Source organism: Micromonospora sp. RB23, from assembly GCF_053585025.1.
Genome location: NZ_CM132111.1, coordinates 1,882,758 through 1,908,238, shown reverse-complemented (window position 1 = coordinate 1,908,238; position 25,481 = coordinate 1,882,758). Strand labels below are relative to the sequence as shown.

The window sequence follows — 25,481 nt, the reverse complement described above, 5'->3', positions numbered from 1 at the left end:
GTCGCTCGCCGCGCGGCAGGGTAGCATCGTGCATCGGAGGGCCGCTTACCTTATGAAGTCTCACGATCTGGTCGACACGACCGAGATGTACCTGCGCACCATCCTCGAGCTGGAGGAGGAGGGAGTGCCGCCGCTGCGCGCCCGGATCGCCGAGCGCCTCAAGCAGAGCGGCCCCACCGTCAGCCAGACCGTGGCCCGGATGGAGCGCGACGGCCTGCTCACCGTCGAGGGAGACCGGCACCTGACCCTCACCGCGCTCGGCCGGGGCACCGCCGTCTCCGTGATGCGCAAGCACCGCCTCGCTGAGCTGCTGCTGGTCAACGTCATCGGGATGCCCTACGAGGAGGCCCACGAGGAGGCCTGCCGCTGGGAGCACGTGATGAGCGACGCCGTCGAGAAGCGGGTGTACGACCTGCTCAACCGGCCGACCCGCTCGCCGTACGGCAACCCGATCCCGGGCCTGGAGGAGCTGGGCTCCCCCGAGGCCCAGGCCAGCGAGGCCGGCGAGGGTGAGCGCAACCTGGCCTTCCCCGGGCTCTCCGGGCCGGTCGTGGTCCGCCGGATCTGCGAGAGCGTGCAGACCGACGCCGACGTGCTGCGCCAACTGCACGCCGCCGGCGTCGACCCGGGCGCCACGGTCACCGTGGCCCAGGAGCGCGACGGGGTGTCGATCGACCGCTCCGGCGACCGGGTGCGGCTGCCCCGCGAGGTCGCCTCCCGGGTCTTCGTCGCCGCCAGCTGACCGGAGGCGGGCGTCACAGCTCCCGCGTGTCCACCTTCTTGGCCAACGCGACGAGGTTGCCCGCCATCTTGTCCGCCGCCGCGCGCTCGGACCCCCGGGCGCCCGTCCAGGTCAGGGTGGCGAGGCGTCCGTCGCTGGCCAGCCAACCGACCTCCGCGACCGGGCCGTACCCGCCGGTCGCGGCGGCGGTACGCCGGTACGCCAACTGGCCCAGGCCGGTGACCTTCGTCGCCTTGTCGGGTACCACGTCCGCGCTGAAGCTGGCCTTGTCGATGCTCGTCTCGGACACGCTGAGCATCAGCTCCGGCAGCGGCGCGCGCTCGGCCCGTACCACGCAGGTGTGGGTGTCGTTGCGTTCGCTGGCCGCCGCCACGTCGAAGCGCACCTTGACGGCCTGCTCGATCACCGCGAAGTCCAGCAGACGGCAGGCGCCGCCCGACGAGGCCGCCGCCACGTCCAGCGCCACCGGCGCCGGTGGTGGCACCGCCACCGGCTCGGCCTCGGCGGCACAGCCGCTCACCAGCAGGCCCGCCAGCCCGGCGACCACGATCCGCCCGCGCACGCTCCACCCTCTCGCCGACCGACGGCGGAAGGGGCCCCGCCGGATGTTCGTCGGACACCGTACGGGTTGTCCGGGTCGGGCGGAAGTCCTCATTCCGAGGGTGGATCGTCCACGTACGGGCAGTGGCGGCAGCCCCTCCCACAGCACGTGCCGCGGCGGGCCAGAAACCCGGCGCTGAGCACGAACAGGCCTGTCGCCGGGTCGAGATAGCCGGCCTCTCCCGCGGCCAGCGCGGCGTCGTGCGCGGCGATGATCCGGGCCCGGTCCGGGTGCTCCGGCGGCAGGCGGGACGGGTGCGGCTCGGTGAACGGCCGGCCGGCCAGGGGTCGCCGCTCTCCGCTCACCCGCAGCAGTCTAGGGAGGGCTCGTGCGGCCGCCGCACATGCCGTGCCGGACCGGGCGGCGCCTCGGTAGAGTCCGCGGGCCGCCGGCCGGTGGCGCCATCCCCAGAGACAGGCGACGACGGTGAGTCAGCAGTTGGAGCGGTCCGCGACGGTCGGGACGGCGGGCACGTCGCTGTGGCGTAGCCGGAACTTCCTCCTGCTCTGGGGCGGTCAGACGGTCAGCGAGCTGGGCACCCGTATCGCCAATGTCGCGGTGCCGCTGCTCGCCGCCGACACCCTGCACGCCAGCGTGTTCCAGGTCTCCCTGCTGACCGTTCTGGCCTGGCTGCCGTACCTGCTGTTCTCGCTTCCGGCGGGCATCGTCGCCGATCGGCTCGACCGGCGACGGCTGATGATCGCGTGTGACCTGGGTCGGGCCGCGCTCCTGCTGTCCCTGCCGGTGACAGCGCTGCTCGGCCACCTCACCCTGCCCTTCCTGTACGCGGTGGTGGGGCTCGGTGGCGTGCTCACCGTGCTGTTCACGGTGGCGTACAAGACCCTGCTGCCCCGGCTGGTTCCGCCGGATCTCCTGGTGGACGGCAACGCGAAGCTGACCATCAGTCAGGACGCCGCCGAACTGGTCGGTCCGACTGTCAGCGGCGCGTTGATCGGGCTGGTGGGCGCTGCCCGCACGTTCCTGGCCAACGGGCTCGCCTTCCTGGTCAGCGCGCTGACGCTGATCCTGATCCGAGAGGCGCCGGAACGCCGCGAGCCGGCTGCCCGCGTACCCCTGCGGGTGGAGTTGACCGACGGACTCGGCTTCATCCGGCGGCAGCCCATCCTGCTGAGCATCCTGGCCTGCACGACCTGGTCGAACTTCTGGGTGATGGCGTCCGCCTCGATCGAGGTGACCTTCCTGGTCCGCGAGCTGCACGCAGCCCCGGTGCAGGTCGGGATGGTCTTCTCGGTAAGCGCTGTCGGCGGGTTGGTGGTGGGGGTACTGGCCGCCCGGCTGTCGGCCTGGCTCGGCTCGGCCCGGGTGATCTGGGTGGCGATGACTGTGCCAGGCCCGCTCTATCTGCTGATGCCGCTGGCCCGACCCGGTTGGGGACTGCTGCTCTACGGCGTCGGGCTGGCCGCGTTCTCGGCCAACGCCGTGCTGTTCAACGTGGCGGCGATGTCGTACCGGCAGCGGATCACCCCGCCGGCGATCCTCGGCCGGGTCAACGCTGCGTTTCTCTGGATCTGCTTCGGGGTGATCCCGCTGGGGGCGCTGACCGGCGGCGCGCTCGGCACCGCGCTGGGACTGCGCGGCGCGCTCTGGGTGTGCGTGCTGGGCACCTGGGCCGCGTGCCTGTTCGTGGTCTGCTCGCCGCTGCGCCGGATGCGGGACACACCGCCGGTCTGAGATGGTGGGTCATGCCCACCTTCGCCGCGCCCGACGGCACCACGCTGGCGTACCGGAGTCTCGGCGGGGGCGACCCGCTGATCTGCCTGCCGGGCGGGCCGATGCGCGACTCGGCGTACCTCGGTGACCTGGGCGGGCTGTCGTCGCGTCGGACGCTGATACGGCTGGACCTGCGGGGCACCGGCCGGTCGGCGGTCCCGTCGGACACCTCCTCGTACCGGTGCGACCGCCTGGTCGCGGACGTCGAGGCGCTCCGCGTGCACCTCGGGCTCGACCGGCTGGACCTGCTCGGGCACTCCGCCGGCGCGAACCTGGTGTTGCGGTACGCGACCCGGCATCCCGACCGGATCGGCCGGCTCGCACTGGTCACCCCGAGCACGCGTGCCGTCGGCCTGGAGGCGACCGCCACGCTGCGTCGGGAGGTCACCCGGGCCCGCGCCGGTGAGCGGTGGTATCCGGAGGCCGCCGCAGCGCTGGAGTCCATGGTGACCGGACGCGCCACCGAGGACGCCTGGCAGGCGATCGCCCCGTTCTTCTACGGCCGGTGGGACACGGCAGCTCGTGCGCACCAGGCGGTCGAGACCGCCCAGCGCAACCAGGAGGCCGCCCGGATGTTCGGCGCCGACGGCGCCTTCGACCCGCCGGCCACCCGCGCAGCGCTGGCCGCCCACCCGGGTCCGGTGCTGCTCCTCGCCGGGGAGCTGGATCTCGGCGCCCCGCCTGGTCTGGTCGCCCAGCTCGCGGAGCTGATGCCGGGCGGCGAGCTGGTGGTGCAGCCGGGCGCGGGGCACTACCCGTGGCTGGACGACGCCGACCGGTTCACCACCACCGTCTCCGCTTTTCTGCGCTGATCCGGTGGCTTGAGTCTCCACCGGCGGGAGACGTGAGGGTGGGGGGCATGAGTGGTGACGAGCGGTACACGATCGGCGAGCTGGCCCGACGCACCGGGCTGAGCGTCAAGACCATCCGGTACTACGCCGACAGCGGGATCGTCCCGCCCACCGACCGGAGTTCGGCCGGCTATCGCCTCTTCGACGCCGAGGCGGTCGCGCGGCTGGAACTCGTCCGGACGTTGCGTGACCTGGGCGTGGACCTGGCCTCCATCCGTCGCGTGGTGGACCGCGAGGTGCCGCTGTGCGAGGTGGCCGCCACGCACGCGCAGGCGTTGGCGGCGCATATTCGGGCGCTACGGCTACGCCAGGCGGTGCTGACCGTCGCGGCGAAGCGCGGGGCGGGCCCGTCCGAGGTGGACGAGCTACACCGGTTGGCCCAGCTCACCGCCCGTGAACGGGGGCACCTGGTGGATGGTTTCCTGGCCAGCGTCTTCACCGGCGACCCGCCGACGTACCCGGGTGTGATCGTCTCGATGACGCCGGAGCTGCCCGACGACCCCACGGCCGAGCAGGTGCAGGCGTGGCTGGAGCTGGCCGAGCTGTGCCGCGACACCACCTTCCGGGCGAGCATGCGGCGGCTCGCCCACCAGCACGCCACCGACAACGACGTGCCCGGCCTCCCCCGCCCGGACGCGGTCGCCCTCGTCCGGGACGGGGTGGGGGCCGCCCTGGCCGCCGGTCTCGATCCGGCCGGGCCCGAGGCCGATCCGGTGGTCGCGGCGGTCACCGACCGGTACGCCCGCCTGCACGGCCTCGCCGACGACGCCGGCCTGCGCCGGCGGCTGCTGGAACGGCTCGTCCTGGCCAACGACCCCCGCCGGGACCGCTACCTCGACCTGCTGTCGGTGATCAACGGCTGGTCGGGCGGGGGCGCGGTCACACCGGCGGTGGACTGGTTCGTCCGGGCCCTGCGCGCCCGGATGCCGGTGGAGGCCCGCTCTCAGCCGAACCAGGTCATCGCCTGACCATGGCCCCGGGTCCAGGCCAACGGCCTGCCGTCGAGCGCGAGGACGTTGTGCAGCGCCGCGTCCGGCGAGTCGGGTAAACCCTCGTGATGCAGCACCTCCGGGGCCTCGTTGGCGATCCAGCGCACCGGCAGCTCAGCGACCAGCCGCACGAACGCGTCCCGGCGCGCGGAGGGCACCTGGTAGAGCACCGAGGTGTGGAAGATGACGAGCGTGGCGTCGGCCGGCGCGCGCGCCGCCAGCGCCGGCAGGTCGTCCACCAGGTCACCCCGGACCAGCAGCGGCGGGTCGGCGGCGGCCACCGCCACCGCCGCGCGCAACCGGGCCCGCCGGTGCGCGTGCTCCGGCCAGATCAGGGCGTCCAACCAGGACACGTCGTCGGGGTCGCGCACGTCGAGCGGGTTCAGGTCGAGGCCGGCCCGCCACACCACCTGGGGTACGCGCTCAGGCGGCGTCAACCCGCTGGCCGCGCACTCCAGGACGGGCGTTCCCTCGCCGACCTCGTGCTCGCCGTACCGGTAGGCGTACCGGTCGGGGTAGAGGCAGAGCCCGGCGGACGCGCCGACCTCCAGCAGAGCGAGGGGCTGCGGCAGCGCGGCGAGCACCGGCAGCAGCACCGCACACCGGCCGGCCTCGTTCGTCTGGGTGGCCCTGCTCCGCAGCTCGGGTTCGATGACCGACCAGTGTGTCAGCACGTACTCGTGGAACGCGCCCGGATCGTCGACCGGGCCACCCAACCAACGGACCACGCCGTACAGCAGGTTCGGCTGGCGCTTGGCCGGCGGGAGCGCGTCGAGCAGGGCGAGCAGGGCGTGGTCGTCGGCGACGGCGTACGACAGCCGCTCGTACGTCGGTGAAACCCCGTGCGCTTCGCGGCGCGCGAACTCGACGTACGCCTCGGCGGTTGTCATGCCCTGATCGTCGCAGCCTCCGTCGGCAACCGGGACCCCCTGAGTGTCGCTCGTCGGCGAACGACTGCCACTGATGAACGGCAGCAGTGCGGGCCACCGGCCGGACTGTCAGAATCGTGATCAGCGAATCGACGGGGCGAAGGCGAAAGGAAGTTATGAGCGGCTGGAACGAGAAGATCATCGCTGAGTTTCGCGCCAACGGTGGGCAGGTCGGCGGCCAGTTCGCCGGTGCCCCGCTGCTGCTGTTGCACACACTCGGTGCCAAGAGCGGCCAGCCTCGCGTGAACCCGATGATGTACCGGGAGGTGGACGGAGGCTACGCGGTGTTCGCTTCCAAGGCCGGTGCGCCCACCAATCCCGACTGGTACCACAACCTGCTCGCCAATCCGCAGGTTCAGGCGGAGATCGGCACGGACAAGGTCAAGCTGATCGCCCGGGTTGCCACCGGGGAGGAGCGGGAACGGATCTGGAACGCCCAGAAGACCGCGTACCCGGGATTCGCCGACTACGAGCGCAAGACGACCCGGCAGATCCCCGTCGTCGTGCTGGAACGAACGCCCTAGGTGTTCTGCACCGGGACGGCCCTCTCACCGAGCCAGTCTGGCCAGAACCGCATCCAGGGGCAGGTCTGTGGCGCTGGACAGCAGGCGGTCCGCAGCCGTGAAGCGGGCGTGGTCCGCGTGGGGGTTCGGCACCGCGACGCACCGCAGCCCAGCGGCCTGTGCCGCCGCTACGCCGTGCGCGGTGTCCTCGAACGCGACCGCCTCATCCGCAGGAAGTCCGAGACGATCCAGCGCCAGCAGATAGACAGCCGGATCAGGCTTGTGCGCGGGCACTTCCTCGCCGGTCGCCAGCACCTCGAACCGCGCCCGCAGCCCCGCCTGATCCAGCAGCGCGCCGACGTGAGTGAGCGGGGAACTGCTCGCCACGGCGAGGCGCAGACCCAACTCCGCGGCCCGGTCCAGCCACCCGACGATGCCGGGCGCAGGCTCCAGCGCCGAGTTCAGTGCTGCTCGGTACGCCATCCGCAGCGCATGGCTGGACGCGCGGTCGTAGGCCAGCCCGACTGCCGCTTCGAGCGCGGTGTAACGCGCCTCGTTCGCGTCGCCGCCGTGGTCGGCGAAGAAACCTGTCGGATCGAGCTCCAGGCCGTGCCGCCGCCACTCCCAACGCCAGCTCTCCAGCAGCGTGCTCTCCGTGTCCATCAGCAGACCGTCGAAGTCGAGGACCAGCGCCTTGATCGCCACAGCGGCCAGTATCCCGGACCTGGCCGCTGCCCACGCTAGCCGGATGCTGCGGTGCCGCCGGGGCTCTGTGGCGCGGCGTAGCCGCAGGGTAGGGCAGGTTTGACTGTCAGGCCAGCAGGGAGGATTCCAGGTCGCGACGGGTGAGGGCGGCGCGCAACCACAGCCTTTCGGCCGCCAGATTCTCGCGTCCGCCCTGCTCCCGGTCGATGGCGCAGACCACCGAGTCGACCTTCGCGCCGCCGGCCCGTAGCTGCCTGCACGACGCCAGCAACGCGCCGCCGGTGGTGACCACGTCCTCGATCACCACGACCCGTCGGCCGTCCACCGGGCTGCCCTCGGCCGCCTTGCCGGTGCCGTACTCCTTCGCCTGCTTCCGCACGAAGGCGGTCGGCAGCCCGGTCAGCTGCGACATCACGGTGGCGATCGGAATGCCGCCCATCTCCATCCCCGCCAGCACATCGCACTCGGGCAGCAGGGCGACCATCGCCTCGGCCACCTCACGCAACAGGCCAGGCTCTGCCTCGAACAGGTACTTGTCGAAGTACTCGTCGCTCGTCTGACCGGAGCGCAGGAGGAACGTCCCGCTCAGGTGGCACGTTTCGTAGACGCGGCGCGCAAGGGGAGAAGTCATGCTGCCAGCCTCGCAAACGGGCGTCGACCGGGCCGCGCGGCTCAGGGCAGCTGGCCCGGTCGGTCGACGACGGCGATACGCAGTAGCGCGACAGCGCTGTACAGGGACTCCTTGCCGTCACGCGTCAAGGAGTTGCGGGTGCCGAGGTAGACGTGGGAGTCCCGATCGAAGATGAGGTCCAGGTTTCCACCGATCACGCCGGGCATCCGGATCGCCACCCCATGCCGACCTGCGGCGTCGACCACGTCCCCCGAGATCACGACCGCTCCCGGTTGCCGTGCCAGCAGTTCGAACAGCGCCGCGAGCGCTCGGGGCGGCACATAGCCGCCGTGGAGCATCGACCGCGCGGTCGTGTACGGCATGCTCTCGCCCCCGTAGACGGCCTTCTCGTCGGCCCCTTCGGGTAGATGCAGGTCGACCGGGTGTTCCCTAAGGTAGCGAAGCAGCTCGTCCGGATCGGTGGGCAGGTCGCCGTGGTACGCCGGCGGCGGGAACGCGTCGAGTTTCTTCTCCGGGTCGGCCGGATCTTCCTCGCGGAGGACCCTGAGCTCGCCCCACCCGTCCGGGTCGGTCTCCGGTCGATAGCGCGCCTGCGTGTACGCGACTCCGCCGGCCGACTGCCACAGCTGGTTCCGTGTCGTCCGGTACGGACCACTGCCCGGCAGGTCGCGGATCGTCGCCAGGGACTCCGTGAAGACGTACTGGTCGGGGCGGGCGCTGAGCTCCGGCTGCTGCCGGGCGGCGTCGGCGGCCAGGTGGAAGATCTCCGACGCGCTGGCCCTGGGCGGCGACTGGTCGCCGAACCACATGGACTGGACCGCCAGCGCACCGGCGGTCAGCGTCACCGCCATTCCGAGCGCCCCGGCGAGGCGCCAACCACGCAGGATTCGGGTACGGCGTTCGGCCGCACGGCCTCCCGCCGACGCCAGCTCTGCCCGTTGGGCGACGTGTGCGCTCAGGTCCCGGAGAAGCTGCTCCTCGAAACCCTGCGGCGACCGTTCAGTCGTATTCATCGTCTGCTCCGTCTCATCTCAGGCGAGGGTGGTGACCGGGCGCGCGAGCACCGCGCGGACGAGGCGGCGGGCCCGGTGCAGACGGACCCGAGCGGCGACCGGCGACATCCCGAGCGCGGTCGCCGCCTCCGCGATCGTGAGGCCGTCCACGGCGACGAGTTCGACGAGCGCTCGGGTGCCCTCGGGTAGTTCGCTGAGTGCCCGATGGGTGCGGCGGGCCGCCGACTCGGCGTCGATCCGCTCCTCGATACGCGCGATGTCGTCGGGGCCGAGGTCACGTCGTCCGGCCAGTCGACCGGTCACCCGCAGTCGTTGGGCCGCCCGTCGCCGCTCGTCGCCGATGACGTGCCGGGCCACCCCGTACAGCCAGCCGATCTGGCTACCCCGGTCCGGCCGGTAGCCGGCCGCCGACTCGATCACCGCCAGGAACACGTCGGCGGTCAGGTCGGCGGCGAGATGCGGGTCGTCGACCCGCCGCGCCACGAACCGGCCCACCGCATCCAGGTGCCGCCGGTAGAAGACCTCGAAGGCCGCTGGATCCACCCCGATCGCGGAAATGTCGTCATCGGCTCGGCTCGGCTCATTCACAGGCCGTCCTCCCTCGCGCGTTCACACCTCTTCTTCGTTCGGCGGCGCACGGGTGTTACCGAACCTCGACCAGAGCGGGTCGTTCATAGCTTCTCAGCATCAGGTGATCGAGCCGGCTTCTTCCGTTTGGAGATCTCTTCCAGGTGCTGGAGCTGGTGCTGCCGGACCATCTCGTTCCAGACCTCCTGGTCGTAGTCCGGGTTCGGCGGAATCCACTTGTGCGAATTGTCGCTGTAGTGGAACCGCTCGTCTCCCCGCCGGATCAGACTCACCGAACCCAGCCCAGGAAGCGCCGGTGCAGCAGCCCGGCAGGCACCCAGGTCAGATCCTCGGTCGCCCAGACCAGGTAGGACCCCATGTAGAGAGCCAACGACAGTGGTGCACTCTCGAACTCGGCACGCAGTTCGGTGCGGCGGGTCCGACAGGGCCAAGGGGCGGCGCAGCCATCGCAGGTCCAGACCGGAAGGACCGGGCCGTGGGTGGTCACGACAAGCCATCCAGGAAGCGCCGGAGGATCGACCGGGCGTGCCAGCGGGCCGCCGCTTCCGCCTGACAGCAGGGGTACGGGGACAGCCGTGCCCACCACCAGCGACAGCCGGCGCAGAGCCGGTCAACGCCGGGCAGGTGCATGGACAGGGTTCGTCCGACCTTATCCTCGGTCACTCCTGCTCCTCCCCTGGCCAGTGGCCTCGCCGGATCGGGATGCGGTGCCGGGCTCGGCACGGCAGGTCAACCCCACATCGGCAGATCCGCCGCCACCGCTGCTACGACCAGACCGACCGGTGCCGCCGAGCCAGCGTCAGCGCCACCGCCAGCAGGTAGTCGTCGTACGGCACTCGCTTCGGCATCGACCCTCCCGGCGTCCGTTCCAACGCCGCCGTGCGTGTTCGTTACGAGGACACCGCGCACGGCCGGGTTGACGATTGGTAAGTGACGATAGTAAAGCACAAGTCGAGCTTACCTTCAGCCGGTGAAGCGACCGCGCTTGTACGGGCCTGGCGAGTTGGCCGCCCTGTTCAACGTGTCGCGGCAGCGGGTCCTACAGATCACCCGCCGACCCGGCTTCCCCGAGCCGGTGGCTCGCCTGATCGGGACAACGATCTGGGACGCCGACGAGGTTGACGAGTGGGCGCGACACAATCGCCCGCCACGTCCGACCGACGGCACCGAAGACCGGTGACTCGACGGCAACCTACCGAAACACGGCGCCAAACCGGTTCCAAGCTCCGGGCCGGGCCGGCACGCGGATCAGTCCCGGTCGTCCCGTAGCGAGTCCGCCGTCCGGCCGACCGTTGCGGCGGCCGAAAACGGGCGGCAGGTGTTCGAGCGGATTGGTGCGTACGCGGGGCCCGGCGGCGCAATGGCCAGCCCCGCCTCGCGGGTCGACACCGCCAACAGCTCGGCGCGGCCGTCGGCGACCACAGGTGCCAATTGCCCGGGTGCGCCCGGCGAAATACCTAGGAGGCTGGCGACCTGAAGATTAGTCCCTATCTCGGGTTCATTTCTGCAGTTTCATCCGCTAGCCGCGCCTAGGGCACCTTCACGCGCCCTTGAAGCAGGAAAGAATCGCTAGTCCCTCTTTCGGCCAGATCAATGACCCTCGCCAGCTCGGGTTCCTCCTCCGCAATCTCCCTGGCCGAGTCAATGGCTTGCCGAAGCGCTTCCTGACCACCATAAAGTTCTTCAAGAATCGGCCAACGCAAGAGGGCTTCCCGCTTAACCACACGGCTGTCTCCGCTGGATCTCCGGGTTTCGGTCTTCGCAGTAATCAGCACTTGGGCATGCACGGCCGGACGATGGCCAGAATTGAGTGTCGCGTTTTTCCCTCCGGCTTGGCGGTATGCCCAATACAAGACCCGTAGATAATCCCACTCCTTGCTGACGTCAGCGGGTACTTCGCTTCGAACAGCCTGCGCAAGGTCCCCCTCCAGTTCGGTCGCCACCGCCTCGGAGACGAGTTTGTGGCCAGCACCGTTTCTATGACCCACAAGCAGCACTAACTGAAGGCGGGCAGAGAGGGTCGTTACCTCAGGCAGCACCTCTCTTACGATATTCGCTACCTCATCCGGGTCTTTGAGTTGGCGCAGCAACCGAAGCACCACACGCGACACCACAAGTCTGGCATCAAGCTCCAGCATTCCTCGAGGTCGGTCGGGCAGGTAGGGCATTGTATTAAGTACGACGGTCACAGCAACTGGAACCGCCTCAGATGGATACTCCCCTTCAAAGGCTTCCAACGCCGAAATAACGTCCTCGATCCTCTCTGGGTCGATGGACGAAAGGAACTCTTCAAGCGCAGCGCGATCGGCAAGCACCTTGAAGGCTCTTTCTGCGTCCGTAAACGCAGCCATCTTGGACGTATGGGTCCGCTCGAGGTACAGCCGCAAGATGTCCGGGTGTGCGACCCGCCTAGCCTTGAGCCAACCCTTCTCCCACTCGGCGCCGTAAGGAGAACCGCCGATGTGCCGCAACCCTCCTGGAAATAGGCGTGAAATCACAGACTCGACCAGGGGGCGCTGCCCAGCCGCTTCTGCAAGAACCCGCTTTACCGCTTCTTCGTCACTTCGACCGGCCGAGCGTTCGGCAGACGACCGCGTGGCAGTTAAGGCAGTTGGCGCATCGGCGATCGCCTTAAAAACATCGGGGAGGAAAATGCGGATCGCTTCGAGAGCCAATAGATCAACTAGTTCGATCTGTCCTCCGAGCGAGTCGACGGTAGAGCGTATCGAGGCGGCGAACCGACGGACGTCCCTGACGTTACGGATGAGAGGAGCGACAACTTCCATCAAAACGTCAGGCCACCGGTCCTTGTCAAATCTCTCCATGGCAGGCGACCCATCGAGCACAGCGTCAAGCGCCTGCCCAACTTGGGTAATAAGTAGCTCATCCGCTATTACGGGCACGTCGATGGTGGTCTGAACGATCTTTTCGAGATAGCCGCGACCAGGAATACCGGATTCCGTTAGCGCTTCCTCGACACGGCCACGGTCGAACGCGAGCAGGTAGATAACATTAGGAAAACTCGCGGTCAAACGAACAAGCTTGAAGATATCCCGGATCTCAGCAGTCTGCAGACGATCAATATCGTCTATGATTACGACGATTCTTTCGCCCAGTCGCGTGAGCTCCGCAGCCAGCATTTCTTTTCGGAAGACCACGCTCCCGTCCCGACTTTCCCGGAATTTGCGAACCGCTCCTGCGGCTTCGCTTGCCCGCTGAATCAACGGACCAGCGATAGGGACGAACGTTAAGGGTGCCAGCAACTCCCCGTATGCTTCGATCTCGGTTGCAACTGCGGCGAGGCGATCTTCCTTCATTCGCAGCTGCGACGCCAGCTCACCGAAAAACGACTGCACGAGCTGCTCGGTGTTCGAGAACATCCAAGGGTTGAAGTTGACGACTGGAAGCCTTGGCACCCTGTCGAGTTGAAGCCGAATAAGATTGAGGAGCGATGTTTTGCCCGAACCCCAGGGACCGCTTAGGGCGATAACGTATCCTTGCGCAACGTCTACGGAACGTACCTCATGAACAATGCTTGCCACGAGAGGGCCCCTATCGAAGAGGTCGTCCTCTGGCTTACTAATCGGGTTGTCACCTCTTGCTCCTTGCGCAGCGGGACCAGCAGGGTGGGAAGAACTTTCCGGGGTCGTCTTGCTCTTGAGTAACTGACGCACGCCCAACACGATCGCTAGGGACCCCGTTAGAAGCAAGGAGAGTGCCAGCCAGTGCCAATCCGTCGCGAGATAGTGGAGAAACGACCGCCACCATGTGCCCGGCCATGACGGCCACGTGATGTATGTCCAAGGTTTCGACCATGTAAGGACACCGGCGACGGCCACCGCCGCACCGCCGATCAGGAGCCCTACAGCTGACGTCCGTCTCCGGTCCACAAGTCGACATGCTGCCTTATCCTGCCAACCCTCGCCGACCCTGGACCTCACAACCGGACACACTTTGCCCGCTCAGTCAGTCAGCTTCAGGTGTTGCCGAATTGGCCACTATGAGATCAAGGCGGCCGGCAAGCGGGCCGCGCCGGTCCGGCCCCGGCCTGCTGGCGACCTCCAACCGGCGTCGGCCGGGCCGGCCGGCCAGACTGCGAAGGATTGAAGACCTCGGGGCTCCGCCCTGCACCCCGACCCTCCTCGGAGATCTACCGCGGATCCCTCGCCGGGCACCACAAGGGTTACCAGCCTCCCCGATCCGGGACGGCTGGATGGTCTGGCGACTGCCCGACGAGGAGATCCTCTCAAGCCGCCCCGATCTCTTTGCGAGCCTTGAGCAGGAACTCTTCCCACAGATCTGCTACGTCCGCTTCGTCACCGCCGCTGCGCGCCTTCTCGGAGAGCTTTACCGCCAACAAGCCAACCTCGGACGATGCGATGAACATCAGCTCATAGGTCTGCTCGACGAGTTGGTCGGCGAGGTCTAGCACCCGTTTGCCCGACTCCGTGGCTCGCAGCTCGCTAGCCCTAGCCGCCCAACCTTCTGGCCCACTCACTTGTTCAGCCTTGTCCAAGTCCTGCGCCTCGGCGTTATCCGTTGAGTACCTAGCGAGCGCCTTCTGGTAGCTGTCCAGAAGGCGCAGGTACCGCGCGTAGACCTGGCGCCGCTCGTCCCTAAGCCTCAGGGCTCGATCATTGGCGAGCTGCTCTGCACGTGCTTGCGCCGCCTCCGCTGCCGCCGCTTGCCTAGCTCGTTGGTTCTCACCGAACTGCTTGCTGAGGAGCCGGTCGCTGTTGCGCCACTGCCAGTGCGCTCCAAGCCAACCACCGAGCAGGCCAGAGGTAATCGCGCCAGCGACCGGAACAGCTACCTCCCACCACTGTGCAGCCATGAACACCTCCGGTGCTCGGTGTGCCGGTCGATCAAAGGGTCGTGCCCGATCCGACGGTCGATCCGGGACAACCATGGTCAACGTGAGCCGCAGACGACAATGGCCCCTAACTTGCGTTTCCGCAGGTCAAAGTCCTTTCCGTTCTGCCTGGTGGCGGGTAGAGGATTCGAACCTCTGTAGCTTTCGCGACGGAATTACAGCGCCTACCCAACCTGCTGCTGGGAGAGTCTACGACCACCGCACGACCTGGCGCGTCCCCCGTCACGGCCCTTGGTCGCCGTGCCATGCATGTGCCAGTAGCCGGTGCCGGCGACGGTTACCAGCAGGCGCCTGTCAGAGGATTTGGTGAGTTCAGCCATCAAATCACGAATCCTCGCAAATATCTTGGTGTCTAGATTCCACTCAACGGCCCTCTTCGCCAGCTGCGCTGCTACATGCTTATCGGTCAGCACGTAGTCGCAGTACGGCACTGCCTCGATTATCGAGTCTATGTCGCGAATATCGTTGCTCGACCACCGCTTGTACGAATTCCGAAAATTTATCTCGTTGCCTTGGGAGGAAGAGGCGATCGGCAAGCCAGCTCGCATCCTGCCTCAGGGGTCGCATCCGGAAATACGTTGCCTACGACGTGAACGCTGTAAGCCTGATGCTAAGCAGCATGGCAAAGTTCGGGCGATGCCGCTACCTCTGCGCCCCGGAGCGTGACGGAGATTTCACACTTTGCCTCTTGCGATCAGACTACCTATCGCTCCCGGCGCGGCACACCCAGACGGCCAGTCGACGAGCGAGTCTATGCGCGGAACGGATGTAGAATCTGGGCCTGCGACGCATGGTCGAGATGATCAGGGCCGTCACCGAACCAGAGGCTCGTCGCAAGCCATAGTTCGTAATAGACCAGCCATTCGCACGACCAGGGCAAGAAGGTCTTGGTGAACAACAGGTGAGATTGCCAGTCGCCGAACTGCGATATGCACAGGCTGCCGTCGTCGTATACGTGGGGAAGGCGGCCGGCGCGGTCGGGTCGTAGGGCGGGTGCCGTCACGGTGACCTTCGGAGGCCTGGCAGGCTGGGCAGTCAGATGGAGTTCGTAGGTCTGACTCTGGAGCGAAGGGCGGACCCGCCCACGCCAGATCAGCTGGCGAGGGGTGACCGAGGCCCTGCTGCCTGGCACGACGCTCCTCAGGGCCAGCGCCTGCATTGGCAGGCTCACATCACCGCGCCGGCCCGCCACCGAACCCGTGGTCTTTCACAGAGTACGTGCCGGCGGCAGCGCCGCCGGTAGCTGCAGACAGCGTGCCCCGATTTCCCACATAGAGATGGCCTCGCTGCCGCGCGGCGAACAGCGACTGCCCTAACGAAGCACTCGCGGCTGTCGCGAACCGGCTGCCGAACGCTTTTTCAAGCAGGGGCATGGTGTGCTCCAAGCCTTTAGACATCCCGAAACCGCGGAATTCTCGCTCGGCCGCGTCTACCCACTCGAAGAAGTGCTCGGCGCGGTCGGGGTCGGACACCCAGGAGTCGGTGAAGTTTTCACCGGCCTGCACGGGATTCGGCAGCGTCCACCTGCCCTGGATTCGGCTGAGATGCCGGGCCATCTCACCCGGCATGTTTCGCAGCACCTCGTACAGGTCTCCGAAACCTGTGTAGGCGTGCGCGGCAAGGGTGGTGATGACGATGGAGGAAGGACGGTCGTCCAGGCGGTCGGAAAAGTAGATGTCGCGATGGCGCTTAAGCGCCTGGACCGCACGCTGCAAAACCGTACGCACCTGCCATTCGGGGACGTCCTCGACTTCGAGGCGTTTGGCTTCCACAGCCCGTTCGTGGAGGAGTTGGGTATGCATGCGGCCTCGAAACCAGTCGGCATAGCCGCCCGGATTGGACGGGAGCCAGCGTGATACCTCGCGGTCAGTAATCCAGATATTGCCGCTACCGGCATCGCTATTCGGTATCGCGGGCAGGATGTCCAGGTGCATGCCGGGCCAACTGAGCGTCCAGCATCGCGAACACTGTGATATTTCGGGGCCGCCACTGCGGGCGCTCCGCGCATACTTGCGGGCAGCGATGCCCACGTCGGCCTTGAGTTCGGCTTGGCTTACCGAGACCTTGGCTACATCCTTCAGCGCGACACAGTCAATGTCGATGTCGTCGCTGCGATGGACGTTGCGGACCACCGTTCCCAAAGCAAACGAGCCCTGCGGTGATATCGCATTGTCGCCCCGGGTGGCGCTCCAGTGCTCGTCGAGGGCCTCGCCGAGCTCGGTGTAGCGCAACACGACCCGCTCACGCTCGGTCGCCGTGATGTCCAGGGCGCGCAGGCCGTCGTGGATGAGAGTATCGAGGCCACCCACCGCACGGTGGGCCACTGTCGTCGTCACCGCCGTAGTTTACCAGTTCTGGTACAAATAAATCTCGATGTTTCGCGGCTCCATCGCTTCTCCTGGAGGTTCTTATGGCAACAGGATCACACGACGTGCGAGCGGCGATAGCGAGCGAGCTGGAGCAGTTGCTTAATGACGTGCGATGGACGGAGAAAGGTCACTTCGCCAGCGCAAGTTTCCTAAGAGGTATACGCCTGACCCTCGGTGTCATAGCAACTGGGGCCGCCTCGGTTTCCGCTGCTACCATCTTCACCGACAAACAGGTCATCGCTGGCGTTTTCGCGCTAGTCAGCGCCCTCTTCTCAGGTCTTCTCACCTTCCTCAAACCCGAAGAAGCGGCCAGCCGACACCTGAGCGCGGGGCGCCGCCTCAATGCCTTGGTCGTCGATATCCGGCAAGCCCTTACCATCGACGCGCCGGGCGAGGAGATCAAGGAACTGCGAGCTCGGGTCGCTCAGGTCGCACGTAGCAAAGCGGAGATCGACGAATCAGCTCCCCATATCCCCAACCTCAGTATCAGATGGGCCGGCAGACGGATCAGCCGAGGCGACTTTTCGTTCGAGCGACCTGGCCACCGGCAGTCCAGTTGACCGCCGAACCTGTCAAATGTCTTGTTCCAAAGCCAATGAAGCACTTCTGCCTGCAGGGAATCCCCTAATGCCGCTGATGGGGCAATTCACCCCGGCACGTCTCTCGGGAGCGTGGGGAACGCGGAAAAAACGGCGCTGCCCCGACCTCCGATGAAGGAGATCGGGGCAGCGCCGCGTTTCGCGTACGTCAGCTGCAGCCGCTGGTGGAGCCGCAGCCCTCGCAGACGTAGCAGCTACCAGCCGGGCGCATCTTCGTACCGCAGGTGAAGCAGAGCGGCGCGTCGGCGGCCTTGCCGATCACGGCCTCCAACAGCTCGGTGCTGGAACCCACGCCCGGGGCCGGCTTGGCGGCGGCCACGTCGGCCATCTCCTGGGCCGGCTGGGCGACGGCCTCGGTCTTGGCGGGAGCCTCGACCGGCGCGGAGGACGCCATCGCGGTGAGGTCCGCACCGGTGACGGCGGCAGCCTCCGCGTCGGCCTCGGCCCGCAGCTGGGCGGCCCGCTCGCCGGCCGTGAAGATGCCCAGCTCGGCGCGGCGCTCGTAGGGCAGGAAGTCCAGTGCGAGGCGACGGAAGATGTAGTCCATCACCGAGGCTGCCATCCGCACGTCCGGGTCGTCGGTCATACCGGCCGGCTCGAAGCGCATGTTGGTGAACTTGCTGACGAACGTCTCCAGCGGCACGCCGTACTGGAGGCCGATGCTGATGGCCACCGAGAAGGCGTCCATCACGCCGGCCAGGGTCGAGCCCTGCTTGGACATCTTGAGGAAGACCTCGCCGAGGCCGTCGTCCGGGTAGGACGACGCGGTGAGGTAGCCCTCGGCGCCACCGACGGAGAAGCTGACCGTCTCGGACGGGCGCTTCTTCGGCAGGCGCTTGCGCACCGGCCGGTACTCGATGACCTTCTCCACCGCGGCCGGCGCGGCGGCGGCGGTCTCGACGGCGGCCGGCGTGGTGGCCTTGTTGCTCTTGGCCACCGAGAGCGGCTGGCCGACCTTGCAGTTGTCCCGGTAGATCGCCAGCGCCTTGAGGCCGAGCTTCCAGCCCTCGAAGTAGATCTTCTCGACGTCCTCGACGGTGGCCGCCTCCGGCATGTTGACCGTCTTGGAGATCGCGCCCGAGACGAACGGCTGGATCGCCGCCATCATCCGCACGTGGCCCATCGGGGCGATCGACCGCTCGCCCATCGCGCAGTCGAACACCGCGTAGTGCTCCGGCTTCAGGCCGGGGGCGTCCACCACGTGGCCGTGGTCGGCGATGTGCTCGACGATCGCCTCGACCTGCTCCTCCGGGTAGCCGAGGCTACGCAGGGCGCGCGGCACCGTCTGGTTGACGATCTGCATCGAGCCGCCGCCGACCAGCTTCTTGAACTTGACCAGCGCCAGGTCCGGCTCCACGCCGGTCGTGTCGCAGTCCATCATGAAGCCGATCGTGCCGGTCGGGGCGAGGACGCTGGCCTGCGCGTTGCGCCAACCGAACTTGTCGCCGATCTTGTTGCCCTGGGTCCACTGCTTGGTCGCCTCGCGGACGATCGCGGTGGCCACCGGGCTGGTCGGCTTGATCTCGTCGTTGGCGGCGGCGTGCTTGCGCATGACCCGCTTGTGCGGCTCGGCGTTGCGGGCGTAGCCGTCGTACGGTCCGACGACGCCGGCCAGCTCGGCCGAACGGCGGTACGCGGTGCCGGTCATCAGCGACGTGATGGACGCGGCGACCGAACGGCCCTGGTCCGAGTCGTACGGCAGGCCGGTGGCCATCAGCAGGGCGCCCAGGTTGGCGTAGCCGATGCCGAGCTGCCGGTAGGCGCGGGTGGTCTCACCGATCTTCTCGGTCGGGAAGTCGGCGAAGCAGATCGAGATGTCCATCGCGGTGATGACGAACTCGACGGACTTGACGAACTTCTCCACCTCGAAGCCACCGTCGGCGCGGAGGAACTTCATGAGGTTGAGCGAGGCCAGGTTGCACGAGGAGTTGTCCAGGTGCAGGTACTCCGAGCACGGGTTCGACGCGGTGATCCGCCCGGTCTCCGGGCAGGTGTGCCAGTCGTTGATCGTGTCGTCGTACTGGAGGCCCGGGTCCGCGCACTCCCAGGCGGCCTGCGAGATGGTGCGGAACAGCTTCTTGGCGTCCACGGTGTCGATCACCGAGCCGTCCAGCCGGCCGCGCAGGTCGAAGCCCTTGCCGTTCTCCACCGCCGTCATGAACTCGTCGGAGACGCGGACCGAGTTGTTGGCGTTCTGGTACTGCACGCTGACGATGTCGGACCCACCGAGGTCCATGTCGAACCCGGCGTCGCGCAGCGCGCGGATCTTGTCCTCCTCGCGCGCCTTGGTCGCCACGAACTCCTCGATGTCCGGGTGGTCCACGTCGAGGATGACCATCTTGGCGGCGCGCCGGGTGGCGCCACCGGACTTGATGGTGCCGGCGGAGGCGTCCGCGCCGCGCATGAAGCTGACCGGGCCGGAGGCGGTGCCGCCGGAGGAGAGCAGCTCCTTCGAGGAACGGATCCGGGAGAGGTTGACTCCGGCCCCCGAACCGCCCTGGAAGATCCGCCCCTCCTCCTTGTACCAGTCGAGGATGGAGTCCATCGAGTCGTCGACGGCCAGGATGAAGCAGGCGCTGACCTGCTGCGGCGACGGCGTGCCGACGTTGAACCAGACCGGCGAGTTGAAGCTGAACACCTGGTGCAGCAGCATCCAGGTCAGCTCGTGGGCGAAGACCTCGGCGTCGGCCGGGCTGGCGAAGTAGCCGTACTCCTCGCCGGCGGTGCGGTAGGTGCTGACCACCCGGTCGATGAGCTGCTTGAGCGACCACTCCCGCTCCGGGGTCCCCACCGCGCCCCGGAAGTACTTGGTGGTGACGATGTTCGCCGCGTTGACACTCCACGACTCCGGGAACTCCACGCCCCGCTGCTCGAAGTTGATCGAGCCGTCCCGCCAGTTCGTCATCACGACGTCCCGGCGCTCCCACGAGACCTCGTCGTACGGGTGGACCCCCTCCGTCGTCCACACCCGCTCGATCTTCAGCCCCGCGCCTGCCTTGTTCCGTGAACGGCTCGTTGTCACGCCGTCGCCCCCCTCGTCTGCGCGGTCACCCACCGCGCGTCCTGATCTCTCGGAAAAACAGTGAAGTCTCAGTTGGTACGGCCGGCGGCGTCGACCGCACCGGCCCGGTCCTGCTCCCGGGCCCGCGCCGCGGCCCGCAACGTCTCGATCTCGCGCTCGAAGTCGGCGAGCGAGTCGAAGGAGCGGTACACGCTGGCGAACCGCAGGTAGGCGATCTCGTCCAGGTCGCGCAGCGGACCCAGGATCGCCAGGCCCACCTCGTGACTGGGGATCTCGGCGGCCCCCTTGGCCCGGACGGTCTCCTCCACCCGCTGCGCGAGCAGCGCGAGGGAGTCGTCGTCCACCGGCCGGCCCTGGCACGCCTTGCGCACCCCGCCGATGATCTTCGTTCGGCTGAACGGCTCGGTCACCCCGCTGCGCTTGACGACCGCGAGGACCGCCTCCTCGACCGTGGTGAACCGCTTGCCGCACTCCGGGCAGGAGCGTCGCCGTCGGATGAGCTGGCCGTCGTCGGCCTCCCGCGAGTCGACCACGCGGGAGTCGGCGTGCCGGCAGTACGGACACCGCATCGCGGACCCCCTAATCATGATCAATCGCGTCCTACCGGACACACCCGGGCATGGGCCGCCGCGACGGTGCCATGCGCTCATAGCGCCCGCCGTGATCGACCCTACGGGAGTGCGGTCGGTAGTCGAACCCAACCTGTGGGCAACTTACGCCCGTGTCACTACTACATCTAGGGGTCGACCGTATGTCGCCAACGAACCCGGGTCAAGTTGACCGGCGTGTCCGGCGCGTCACGGACCCTCGGCGTCATTCGCCCCCTGCGGAACCAACGCGGACACCCCGCCCGGGTCACCGGCGGAAGGGCCCGTGGAGACCGGACAGGTCCGACAATCGAACACGCGTGCTATCCGACATACCATTTATCAGAACATCCGTACTACCCGAGGGGTTTTTCACCCCGACACGCCGGTGAGAGGTCGTACAGATGTTTGAAAATGACCGATCTCACCTATACGGTCAGGAACAACCGCACGCACCACGAGCCGACGAGGCACCCAGCGCCGACCAGGGAGGACGGACGTGACCGAGGACCGGGCCAGCCGGCCGAAGAGCCCGCAGCAGATTACCGAGGCGGGCCCGCCGGCCACCCGACGCCGCACCGCCGCGCGCAGCCGGACGGGTCAGCCCGCCGTGCGCCCGGTCACCCCGGTGGTCAGCGCCTTCCCCGACCCGGCGACGGTCGACCTGACCGCCCGCCAGCGCCGCATCCTGGAGTTCATCCGCACCTGGGTGGAGCGGCACGGCTACCCGCCGAGCGTCCGGGAGATCGGCGAGGCGGTCGGCCTCGTGTCACCGTCGAGCGTCGCCTACCAGCTCAAGGAGCTGGAGAAGAAGGGCTTCCTGCGGCGCGACCCCAACCGGCCGCGCGCCGTGGACGTCCGCGCGCCCAGCGAGGCCATCGACGACGAGGTGTCACGCGCCCAACGGCCCACCCCGGCGTACGTGCCGATGCTCGGCCGGATCGCCGCCGGTGGACCGATCCTCGCCGAGCAGGCCGTGGAGGACATCTTCCCCCTCCCCCGCGAACTGGTGGGCGAGGGCGAGGTGTTCATGCTCCAGGTCAAGGGCGACTCGATGCTCGACGCGGCGATCTGCGACGGCGACTGGGTCGTCGTCCGGCAGCAGCCGACCGCCGACTCCGGCGAGATCGTGGCCGCCATGCTCGACGGCGAGGCGACCGTCAAGACCTACCGCCGTCGCGACGGGCACGTGTGGCTGATGCCGCAGAACCCCGCCTTCGACCCGATCCCCGGTGACGACGCCACCATCATGGGCCGGGTCGTGGCCGTACTCCGCCGGATCTGACCGACACGCGGGTGGGTGCCGTCGGCGCTCACCCGCGTCGCTCGACGGTTCACGCTGGGCTGACCGAACTAGCTGGGGCAGGGCCCGTCGCGGTCAGGCCCAGGTGATGCCGGGACGCGTCAGTAGCGGTCGCCGCGAGGGCCACGACCGCCGCCGGGATACTGCCCCCCGTACGGGTCGACGGGCGCGTCGTCCTCACGCCGACGACCGGGCCGCTGAGCCCGGTAATCCGGCTCCTGGCCACCGCGCCGCGGCGGCTCGGCCCGACCACCTCCGGCCCGACCACCTCCGGCCCGACCAGCCCCCGGTTGGCCGCCGCCAGGCTGTCCACCGCCGCCGTACACGCCGCCGCCCGGTCGGCCACCGCCGCCACCGGCCCGGCCCCCACCGGAACCGCCTGCGCGGCCACCGCCGTACACACCTCCGCCGGCCGGAGCACCGCCGTCGCGCCCACCGGGCCGGGCACCGCCGTAACCGTCTCCTGCCGGACCCGCCGGCCGTCCACCCCCGGCACCGGCCGGACGTCCACCCCCGCCGCCAGGGCGGGCGCCTCCCCCGCCGTAGACGCCGCCGCCGGCAGGAGCGGGACCACCCCGGCCGCCGCCGCCGTAGACCCCGCCGCCGGCCGCCCCGCCGCCGTACACGCCGGCGCTGGGCCGGCCGCCCGGCGGAACACGGTCGACGCCGGGCGTGCCCTTGCGGTCGCCGGCGTCATCGGCCGAATCGTCGTCGGCGGGCGGCCGACGGCGGGCCCGCACGATGCCGACGATGCCGGCGCCGACGAGCAGCAGACCGAGTACGCCGACCGCGCCCACGAGATAGGTGATGTCGGTGAAGCTGAGCCCGTCCGTCCAGGAGCTCTTGGCCGCCGGCTTGTCGCCCGCGGTCGCCGCCAACGGCTCCGCCGCGCTGGTGGACGGCGTGTAGCTCAGGATGTCGATCGGATCGTCGGCGGTGAGCTGACCGGCGTCGGAAACCGTGACGAAGGACTTGCCGTCCGGGGTGTACGAGATGGCCTCGCCGAACGGGTCGGCCAACGGCGTCACCCGTGGCTTGCCGGTGGTGAGGGCACCGACGATGTTGCCACCGGTGACGTCGTACTCGAAGGCGTCCGCGTAGGTGCGGACGACGACGCGGCTGCCGTCCGGCGACCGGGCAGCGCCGGTGATCGCCAGTCGTCCATAGACGCTCAGCGGGTTCTCGGTGGTGGTCTTCGGCAGCTTGATCTCGCCGACCTTCTTCATCGGCACCGGCGGGGTGTCGCCGCTCTTCAGCTTCGCCGTCGGGGTGAAGATCTCCGAGTTGCCGTTCGCCACCTTGGTGATGATCAGTGGCAGGCCGTCGGCCCCCACCAGCAGCGCCTCCGCGTCACGGGGCTTGCCGTCCGGGTAGGAGAGCCGGTGCAGCACCGGCTGCTTGTTACCGGCGATCGGCATCGTCCAGACCGCGATCCGCGTCCGGCGCTCCTTGCTGGTGGCGTTGTCGCCGATGTCACCGATCCACAGGGTGTCGCCCTTCGGCGAGACCGCGAGATCCTCGGTGTCGAGCGGCCCTGAGCCCGAGTAGCGGACCGGCTCCTTGACGGCCTTGCACTTGCTGTCGAGGAAGAAGATCCGCTTACGCGCGTCGACCTCGGTGCCGTCGTTGATGACGATGTAACCGCTCTTGGTCGCCACCAGGCCGGACAGCTCCCGCAGACGCTCGTCGGTGACCGTGCAGCGCTTCTTGCCCGGGGCGGCGGCGAGCGGCTGGGACGACACGGGAGCCGGAGCGGCTACGGCGACTCCGGCCAGCGCCACGGTTGCCCCGAACAGGCCGAGGGCAACCGTGACCGAGGAAACAACGCGGCGCATTCGGCCAGTGTCGCATGCCGCGCGTTTCCGATGGATGACGCCGGGGCCGCTCAGGGTCGGCTACCGACCGCCTCGCCCTGGCGCGCGACATCGTACGGCGCCAGCTCGGCGGCGAGCGCCGCGCTGACCCGGACGTGCAGCAGAGTGCCCTCCGCCAGGTGCGACGTGCTGAGCACCTCGCCCGAACGGTGCACCCGGGACACGAGGTCGCCACGGTCGTACGGCAGGACGGCCCGCACCTCCACGGCGGGCTGCGGGAGCCGCTCCTCGATCGCCGCCCGCAGACCGTCGACGCCACGACCGGAGTGCGCCGAGACGAAGATCGCGTCCGGCCAGAGGCGCTTGAGCCGCAGCAGCGTGTCCTCGTCGGCGGCGTCGGTCTTGTTGACCACCAGCAGCTCGGGGAGCCGGTCCGCGCCCACCTCGGCGAGCACCTCGTGCACCGCCCGCACCTGCTCCTCGGGATCCGGGTGGGTGCCGTCGACGACGTGCACCACCAGATCGGCCTCCGCGACCTCCTCCAGCGTCGAGCGGAACGCCTCGACGATCTGGTGCGGCAGGTGCCGGACGAAGCCGACCGTGTCGGAGAGCGTGTAGAGCCGCCCGTCCGAGGCGGTGGCCTTGCGGGTCGTCGGGTCCAGCGTGGCGAAGAGCGCGTTCTCCACCAGCACGCCCGCGCCGGTGAGCCGGTTGAGCAGGCTGGACTTGCCGGCGTTGGTGTAGCCGGCGATGGCCACGGCGGGCACCGAGTTGCGGGTACGCCGGGCGCGCTTGGTGACGCGTACCGTCTTCATGCTCTTGATCTCGCGGCGTAGCCGGGAGATGCGGTGGCGGATGCGTCGCCGGTCGGTCTCCAGCTTCGTCTCACCGGGACCACGGACGCCCACACCGCCGCCGGCGCCGCCACCGCGACCGGAACCACCGGTCTGGCGGGACAGCGTCTCACCCCAACCGCGCAGCCGGGGCAGCAGGTATTCGAGCTGCGCCAGCTCGACCTGCGCCTTACCTTCCTTGCTCTTGGCGTGCTGGGCGAAGATGTCGAGGATCAGCGCCGTGCGGTCGACGACCTTGACCTTGGTGCGCTGCTCCAGGTTGCGCAACTGCGACGGGGACAACTCGCCGTCACAGATGACCGTGTCGGCGCCGGTGGAGAGCACCACCGCGCCGAGGTCGTCGACCTTGCCGCGACCGATGTAGGTGGCGGGGTCGGGTCGCGTACGACGCTGGATCAACCCTTCGAGCACCTGCGAGCCCGCCGTCTCGGCGAGCGCGGCCAGCTCGGTCAGGGAGTTCTCCGCGTCGGTCACCGTGCCCTCGGTCCAGACGCCCACCAGGACGACCCGCTCCAGCCGAAGCTGGCGGTACTCCACCTCGGTGACGTCGCTGAGCTCGGTGGAGAGGCCTGGGACGCGCCGGAGAGACTGCCGCTCCGACAGGTCCAGCTCGCCGGTGGTGACGTCGTCGAACTCGTCCTCCACGGGGACGAAGTTCTCCTGGTCTCGCAAGCGGTTCTCCTGTCCGTTTTGATAAGTAGAACGTAATCCTGACATGTCACAACGCCCAGCGCACCTGCTATATGCCCGTGCTGGAGGTCGCCAAAAGTGGGGGCG

23 protein-coding genes are annotated in these 25,481 nt (G+C 68.4%); 8 read left to right on the top strand and 15 right to left on the bottom strand.

Annotated features, from left to right (window positions below):
* Nucleotides 1-52: 52 nt before the first annotated feature.
* Entirely contained in the window at nt 53-742 is a 690-nt protein-coding gene (locus ACTFTM_RS08825; protein WP_449565328.1) for a metal-dependent transcriptional regulator, read from the top strand.
* Between the two features lie 13 nt (nt 743-755).
* On the opposite strand, the gene ACTFTM_RS08820 is transcribed toward ACTFTM_RS08825, so the two are convergent.
* Nucleotides 756-1,304 carry a hypothetical protein gene (locus tag ACTFTM_RS08820; RefSeq protein ID WP_449565327.1) on the bottom strand — a complete coding sequence of 183 codons (549 nt, stop codon included), beginning with the start codon at nt 1,302-1,304 and terminating at the stop codon, nt 756-758.
* A gap of 89 nt (nt 1,305-1,393) precedes the next feature.
* A complete protein-coding gene (locus tag ACTFTM_RS08815) occupies nt 1,394-1,648 on the bottom strand; it encodes a DUF5522 domain-containing protein (protein ID WP_449565326.1) in 255 nt (84 codons plus the stop codon).
* Between the two features lie 121 nt (nt 1,649-1,769).
* On the opposite strand from ACTFTM_RS08815, the gene ACTFTM_RS08810 reads away from it, so the two are divergent.
* From ACTFTM_RS08810 to ACTFTM_RS08800, 3 genes are read left to right on the top strand one after another with little or no spacing between them, the layout of a single operon-like run.
* Nucleotides 1,770-3,035, top strand: coding sequence for an MFS transporter (locus ACTFTM_RS08810; protein WP_449565325.1), 1,266 nt, complete (start codon nt 1,770-1,772; stop codon nt 3,033-3,035).
* Nucleotides 3,036-3,046: 11 nt separating this feature from the next.
* Nucleotides 3,047-3,886 carry an alpha/beta fold hydrolase gene (locus ACTFTM_RS08805; protein ID WP_449565324.1) on the top strand — a complete coding sequence of 280 codons (840 nt, stop codon included), beginning with the start codon at nt 3,047-3,049 and terminating at the stop codon, nt 3,884-3,886.
* A gap of 47 nt (nt 3,887-3,933) precedes the next feature.
* Nucleotides 3,934-4,893, top strand: a complete 960-nt coding sequence (locus tag ACTFTM_RS08800; RefSeq protein ID WP_449565323.1) for a MerR family transcriptional regulator — start codon at nt 3,934-3,936, stop codon at nt 4,891-4,893.
* Here the strand turns inward: ACTFTM_RS08800 and ACTFTM_RS08795 are convergent.
* Nucleotides 4,869-5,804, bottom strand: coding sequence for a DUF2332 domain-containing protein (locus ACTFTM_RS08795; protein ID WP_449565322.1), 936 nt, complete (start codon nt 5,802-5,804; stop codon nt 4,869-4,871). The genes ACTFTM_RS08800 and ACTFTM_RS08795 overlap by 25 nt on opposite strands.
* A 155-nt stretch (nt 5,805-5,959) precedes the next feature.
* Between ACTFTM_RS08795 and ACTFTM_RS08790 the strand changes: the two genes are divergently transcribed.
* A complete protein-coding gene (locus ACTFTM_RS08790) occupies nt 5,960-6,367 on the top strand; it encodes a nitroreductase family deazaflavin-dependent oxidoreductase (RefSeq protein ID WP_449566581.1) in 408 nt (135 codons plus the stop codon).
* 24 nt (nt 6,368-6,391) lie between these two features.
* On the opposite strand, the gene ACTFTM_RS08785 is transcribed toward ACTFTM_RS08790, so the two are convergent.
* From ACTFTM_RS08785 to ACTFTM_RS08765, 5 genes are all read right to left on the bottom strand, one after another.
* Nucleotides 6,392-7,051, bottom strand: coding sequence for an HAD family hydrolase (locus tag ACTFTM_RS08785; RefSeq protein ID WP_449565321.1), 660 nt, complete (start codon nt 7,049-7,051; stop codon nt 6,392-6,394).
* A 106-nt stretch (nt 7,052-7,157) separates the two neighbouring features.
* Complete coding sequence (pyrE, locus tag ACTFTM_RS08780; RefSeq protein WP_449565320.1) at nt 7,158-7,682, bottom strand: orotate phosphoribosyltransferase; 525 nt, start codon at nt 7,680-7,682, stop codon at nt 7,158-7,160.
* Between the two features lie 41 nt (nt 7,683-7,723).
* Nucleotides 7,724-8,695 (bottom strand): CU044_5270 family protein, encoded by a 972-nt coding sequence (locus tag ACTFTM_RS08775; RefSeq protein ID WP_449565319.1) that lies wholly within the window; start codon nt 8,693-8,695, stop codon nt 7,724-7,726.
* Nucleotides 8,696-8,713: 18 nt separating this feature from the next.
* Nucleotides 8,714-9,283 carry an RNA polymerase sigma factor gene (locus tag ACTFTM_RS08770; RefSeq protein ID WP_449565318.1) on the bottom strand — a complete coding sequence of 190 codons (570 nt, stop codon included), beginning with the start codon at nt 9,281-9,283 and terminating at the stop codon, nt 8,714-8,716.
* A gap of 83 nt (nt 9,284-9,366) precedes the next feature.
* Nucleotides 9,367-9,555, bottom strand: a complete 189-nt coding sequence (locus tag ACTFTM_RS08765; protein WP_449565317.1) for a hypothetical protein — start codon at nt 9,553-9,555, stop codon at nt 9,367-9,369.
* 698 nt (nt 9,556-10,253) lie between these two features.
* Here ACTFTM_RS08765 and ACTFTM_RS08760 point away from each other — a divergent pair.
* A complete protein-coding gene (locus ACTFTM_RS08760) occupies nt 10,254-10,463 on the top strand; it encodes a helix-turn-helix transcriptional regulator (protein WP_357987253.1) in 210 nt (69 codons plus the stop codon).
* Nucleotides 10,464-10,812: 349 nt separating this feature from the next.
* Here the strand turns inward: ACTFTM_RS08760 and ACTFTM_RS08755 are convergent, their stop codons facing one another.
* The 3 genes from ACTFTM_RS08755 to ACTFTM_RS08745 form a co-directional block, all read right to left on the bottom strand.
* The gene (locus ACTFTM_RS08755) at nt 10,813-12,825 is read right to left on the bottom strand and encodes a KAP family P-loop NTPase fold protein (RefSeq protein WP_449565316.1); all 2,013 of its coding nucleotides are present in this window, start codon (nt 12,823-12,825) and stop codon (nt 10,813-10,815) included.
* A 704-nt stretch (nt 12,826-13,529) separates the two neighbouring features.
* Entirely contained in the window at nt 13,530-14,117 is a 588-nt protein-coding gene (locus tag ACTFTM_RS08750) for a hypothetical protein (protein WP_449565315.1), read from the bottom strand.
* Nucleotides 14,118-15,328: 1,211 nt separating this feature from the next.
* Entirely contained in the window at nt 15,329-16,492 is a 1,164-nt protein-coding gene (locus ACTFTM_RS08745; protein WP_449565314.1) for a nucleotidyltransferase domain-containing protein, read from the bottom strand.
* A gap of 95 nt (nt 16,493-16,587) precedes the next feature.
* Between ACTFTM_RS08745 and ACTFTM_RS08740 the strand changes: the two genes are divergently transcribed.
* The gene (locus ACTFTM_RS08740; RefSeq protein WP_449565313.1) at nt 16,588-17,085 is read left to right on the top strand and encodes an SLATT domain-containing protein; all 498 of its coding nucleotides are present in this window, start codon (nt 16,588-16,590) and stop codon (nt 17,083-17,085) included.
* 187 nt (nt 17,086-17,272) lie between these two features.
* On the opposite strand, the gene ACTFTM_RS08735 is transcribed toward ACTFTM_RS08740, so the two are convergent.
* Nucleotides 17,273-20,179 carry a vitamin B12-dependent ribonucleotide reductase gene (locus ACTFTM_RS08735; protein WP_449565312.1) on the bottom strand — a complete coding sequence of 969 codons (2,907 nt, stop codon included), beginning with the start codon at nt 20,177-20,179 and terminating at the stop codon, nt 17,273-17,275.
* Nucleotides 20,180-20,214: 35 nt separating this feature from the next.
* Nucleotides 20,215-20,715 (bottom strand): transcriptional regulator NrdR, encoded by a 501-nt coding sequence (gene nrdR / locus ACTFTM_RS08730; protein WP_449565311.1) that lies wholly within the window; start codon nt 20,713-20,715, stop codon nt 20,215-20,217.
* A 517-nt stretch (nt 20,716-21,232) separates the two neighbouring features.
* Here nrdR and lexA point away from each other — a divergent pair.
* A complete protein-coding gene (gene lexA / locus ACTFTM_RS08725) occupies nt 21,233-22,018 on the top strand; it encodes a transcriptional repressor LexA (RefSeq protein ID WP_449565310.1) in 786 nt (261 codons plus the stop codon).
* A gap of 119 nt (nt 22,019-22,137) precedes the next feature.
* Here the strand turns inward: lexA and ACTFTM_RS08720 are convergent, their stop codons facing one another.
* Together ACTFTM_RS08720 and hflX are read right to left on the bottom strand one after the other, a co-directional pair.
* Complete coding sequence (locus ACTFTM_RS08720) at nt 22,138-23,871, bottom strand: hypothetical protein (RefSeq protein WP_449565309.1); 1,734 nt, start codon at nt 23,869-23,871, stop codon at nt 22,138-22,140.
* Nucleotides 23,872-23,921: 50 nt separating this feature from the next.
* A complete protein-coding gene (gene hflX, locus ACTFTM_RS08715) occupies nt 23,922-25,376 on the bottom strand; it encodes a GTPase HflX (protein ID WP_449565308.1) in 1,455 nt (484 codons plus the stop codon).
* Between the last annotated feature and the right edge of the window lie 105 nt (nt 25,377-25,481).

Bases quoted from the DNA above. Each gene is read 5' to 3' on its own strand.
- ACTFTM_RS08825 (WP_449565328.1), top strand. From the start codon at position 53: ATGAAGTCTCACGATCTGGTCGACACGACCGAGATGTACCTGCGCACC.
- ACTFTM_RS08805 (WP_449565324.1), top strand. From the start codon at position 3,047: ATGCCCACCTTCGCCGCGCCCGACGGCACCACGCTGGCGTACCGGAGT.
- ACTFTM_RS08800 (WP_449565323.1), top strand. From the start codon at position 3,934: ATGAGTGGTGACGAGCGGTACACGATCGGCGAGCTGGCCCGACGCACC.
- ACTFTM_RS08795 (WP_449565322.1), bottom strand. From the start codon at position 5,804: ATGACAACCGCCGAGGCGTACGTCGAGTTCGCGCGCCGCGAAGCGCAC.
- ACTFTM_RS08790 (WP_449566581.1), top strand. From the start codon at position 5,960: ATGAGCGGCTGGAACGAGAAGATCATCGCTGAGTTTCGCGCCAACGGT.
- pyrE (WP_449565320.1), bottom strand. From the start codon at position 7,682: ATGACTTCTCCCCTTGCGCGCCGCGTCTACGAAACGTGCCACCTGAGC.
- ACTFTM_RS08775 (WP_449565319.1), bottom strand. From the start codon at position 8,695: ATGAATACGACTGAACGGTCGCCGCAGGGTTTCGAGGAGCAGCTTCTC.
- ACTFTM_RS08750 (WP_449565315.1), bottom strand. From the start codon at position 14,117: ATGGCTGCACAGTGGTGGGAGGTAGCTGTTCCGGTCGCTGGCGCGATT.
- nrdR (WP_449565311.1), bottom strand. From the start codon at position 20,715: ATGCGGTGTCCGTACTGCCGGCACGCCGACTCCCGCGTGGTCGACTCG.
- ACTFTM_RS08720 (WP_449565309.1), bottom strand. From the start codon at position 23,871: ATGCGCCGCGTTGTTTCCTCGGTCACGGTTGCCCTCGGCCTGTTCGGG.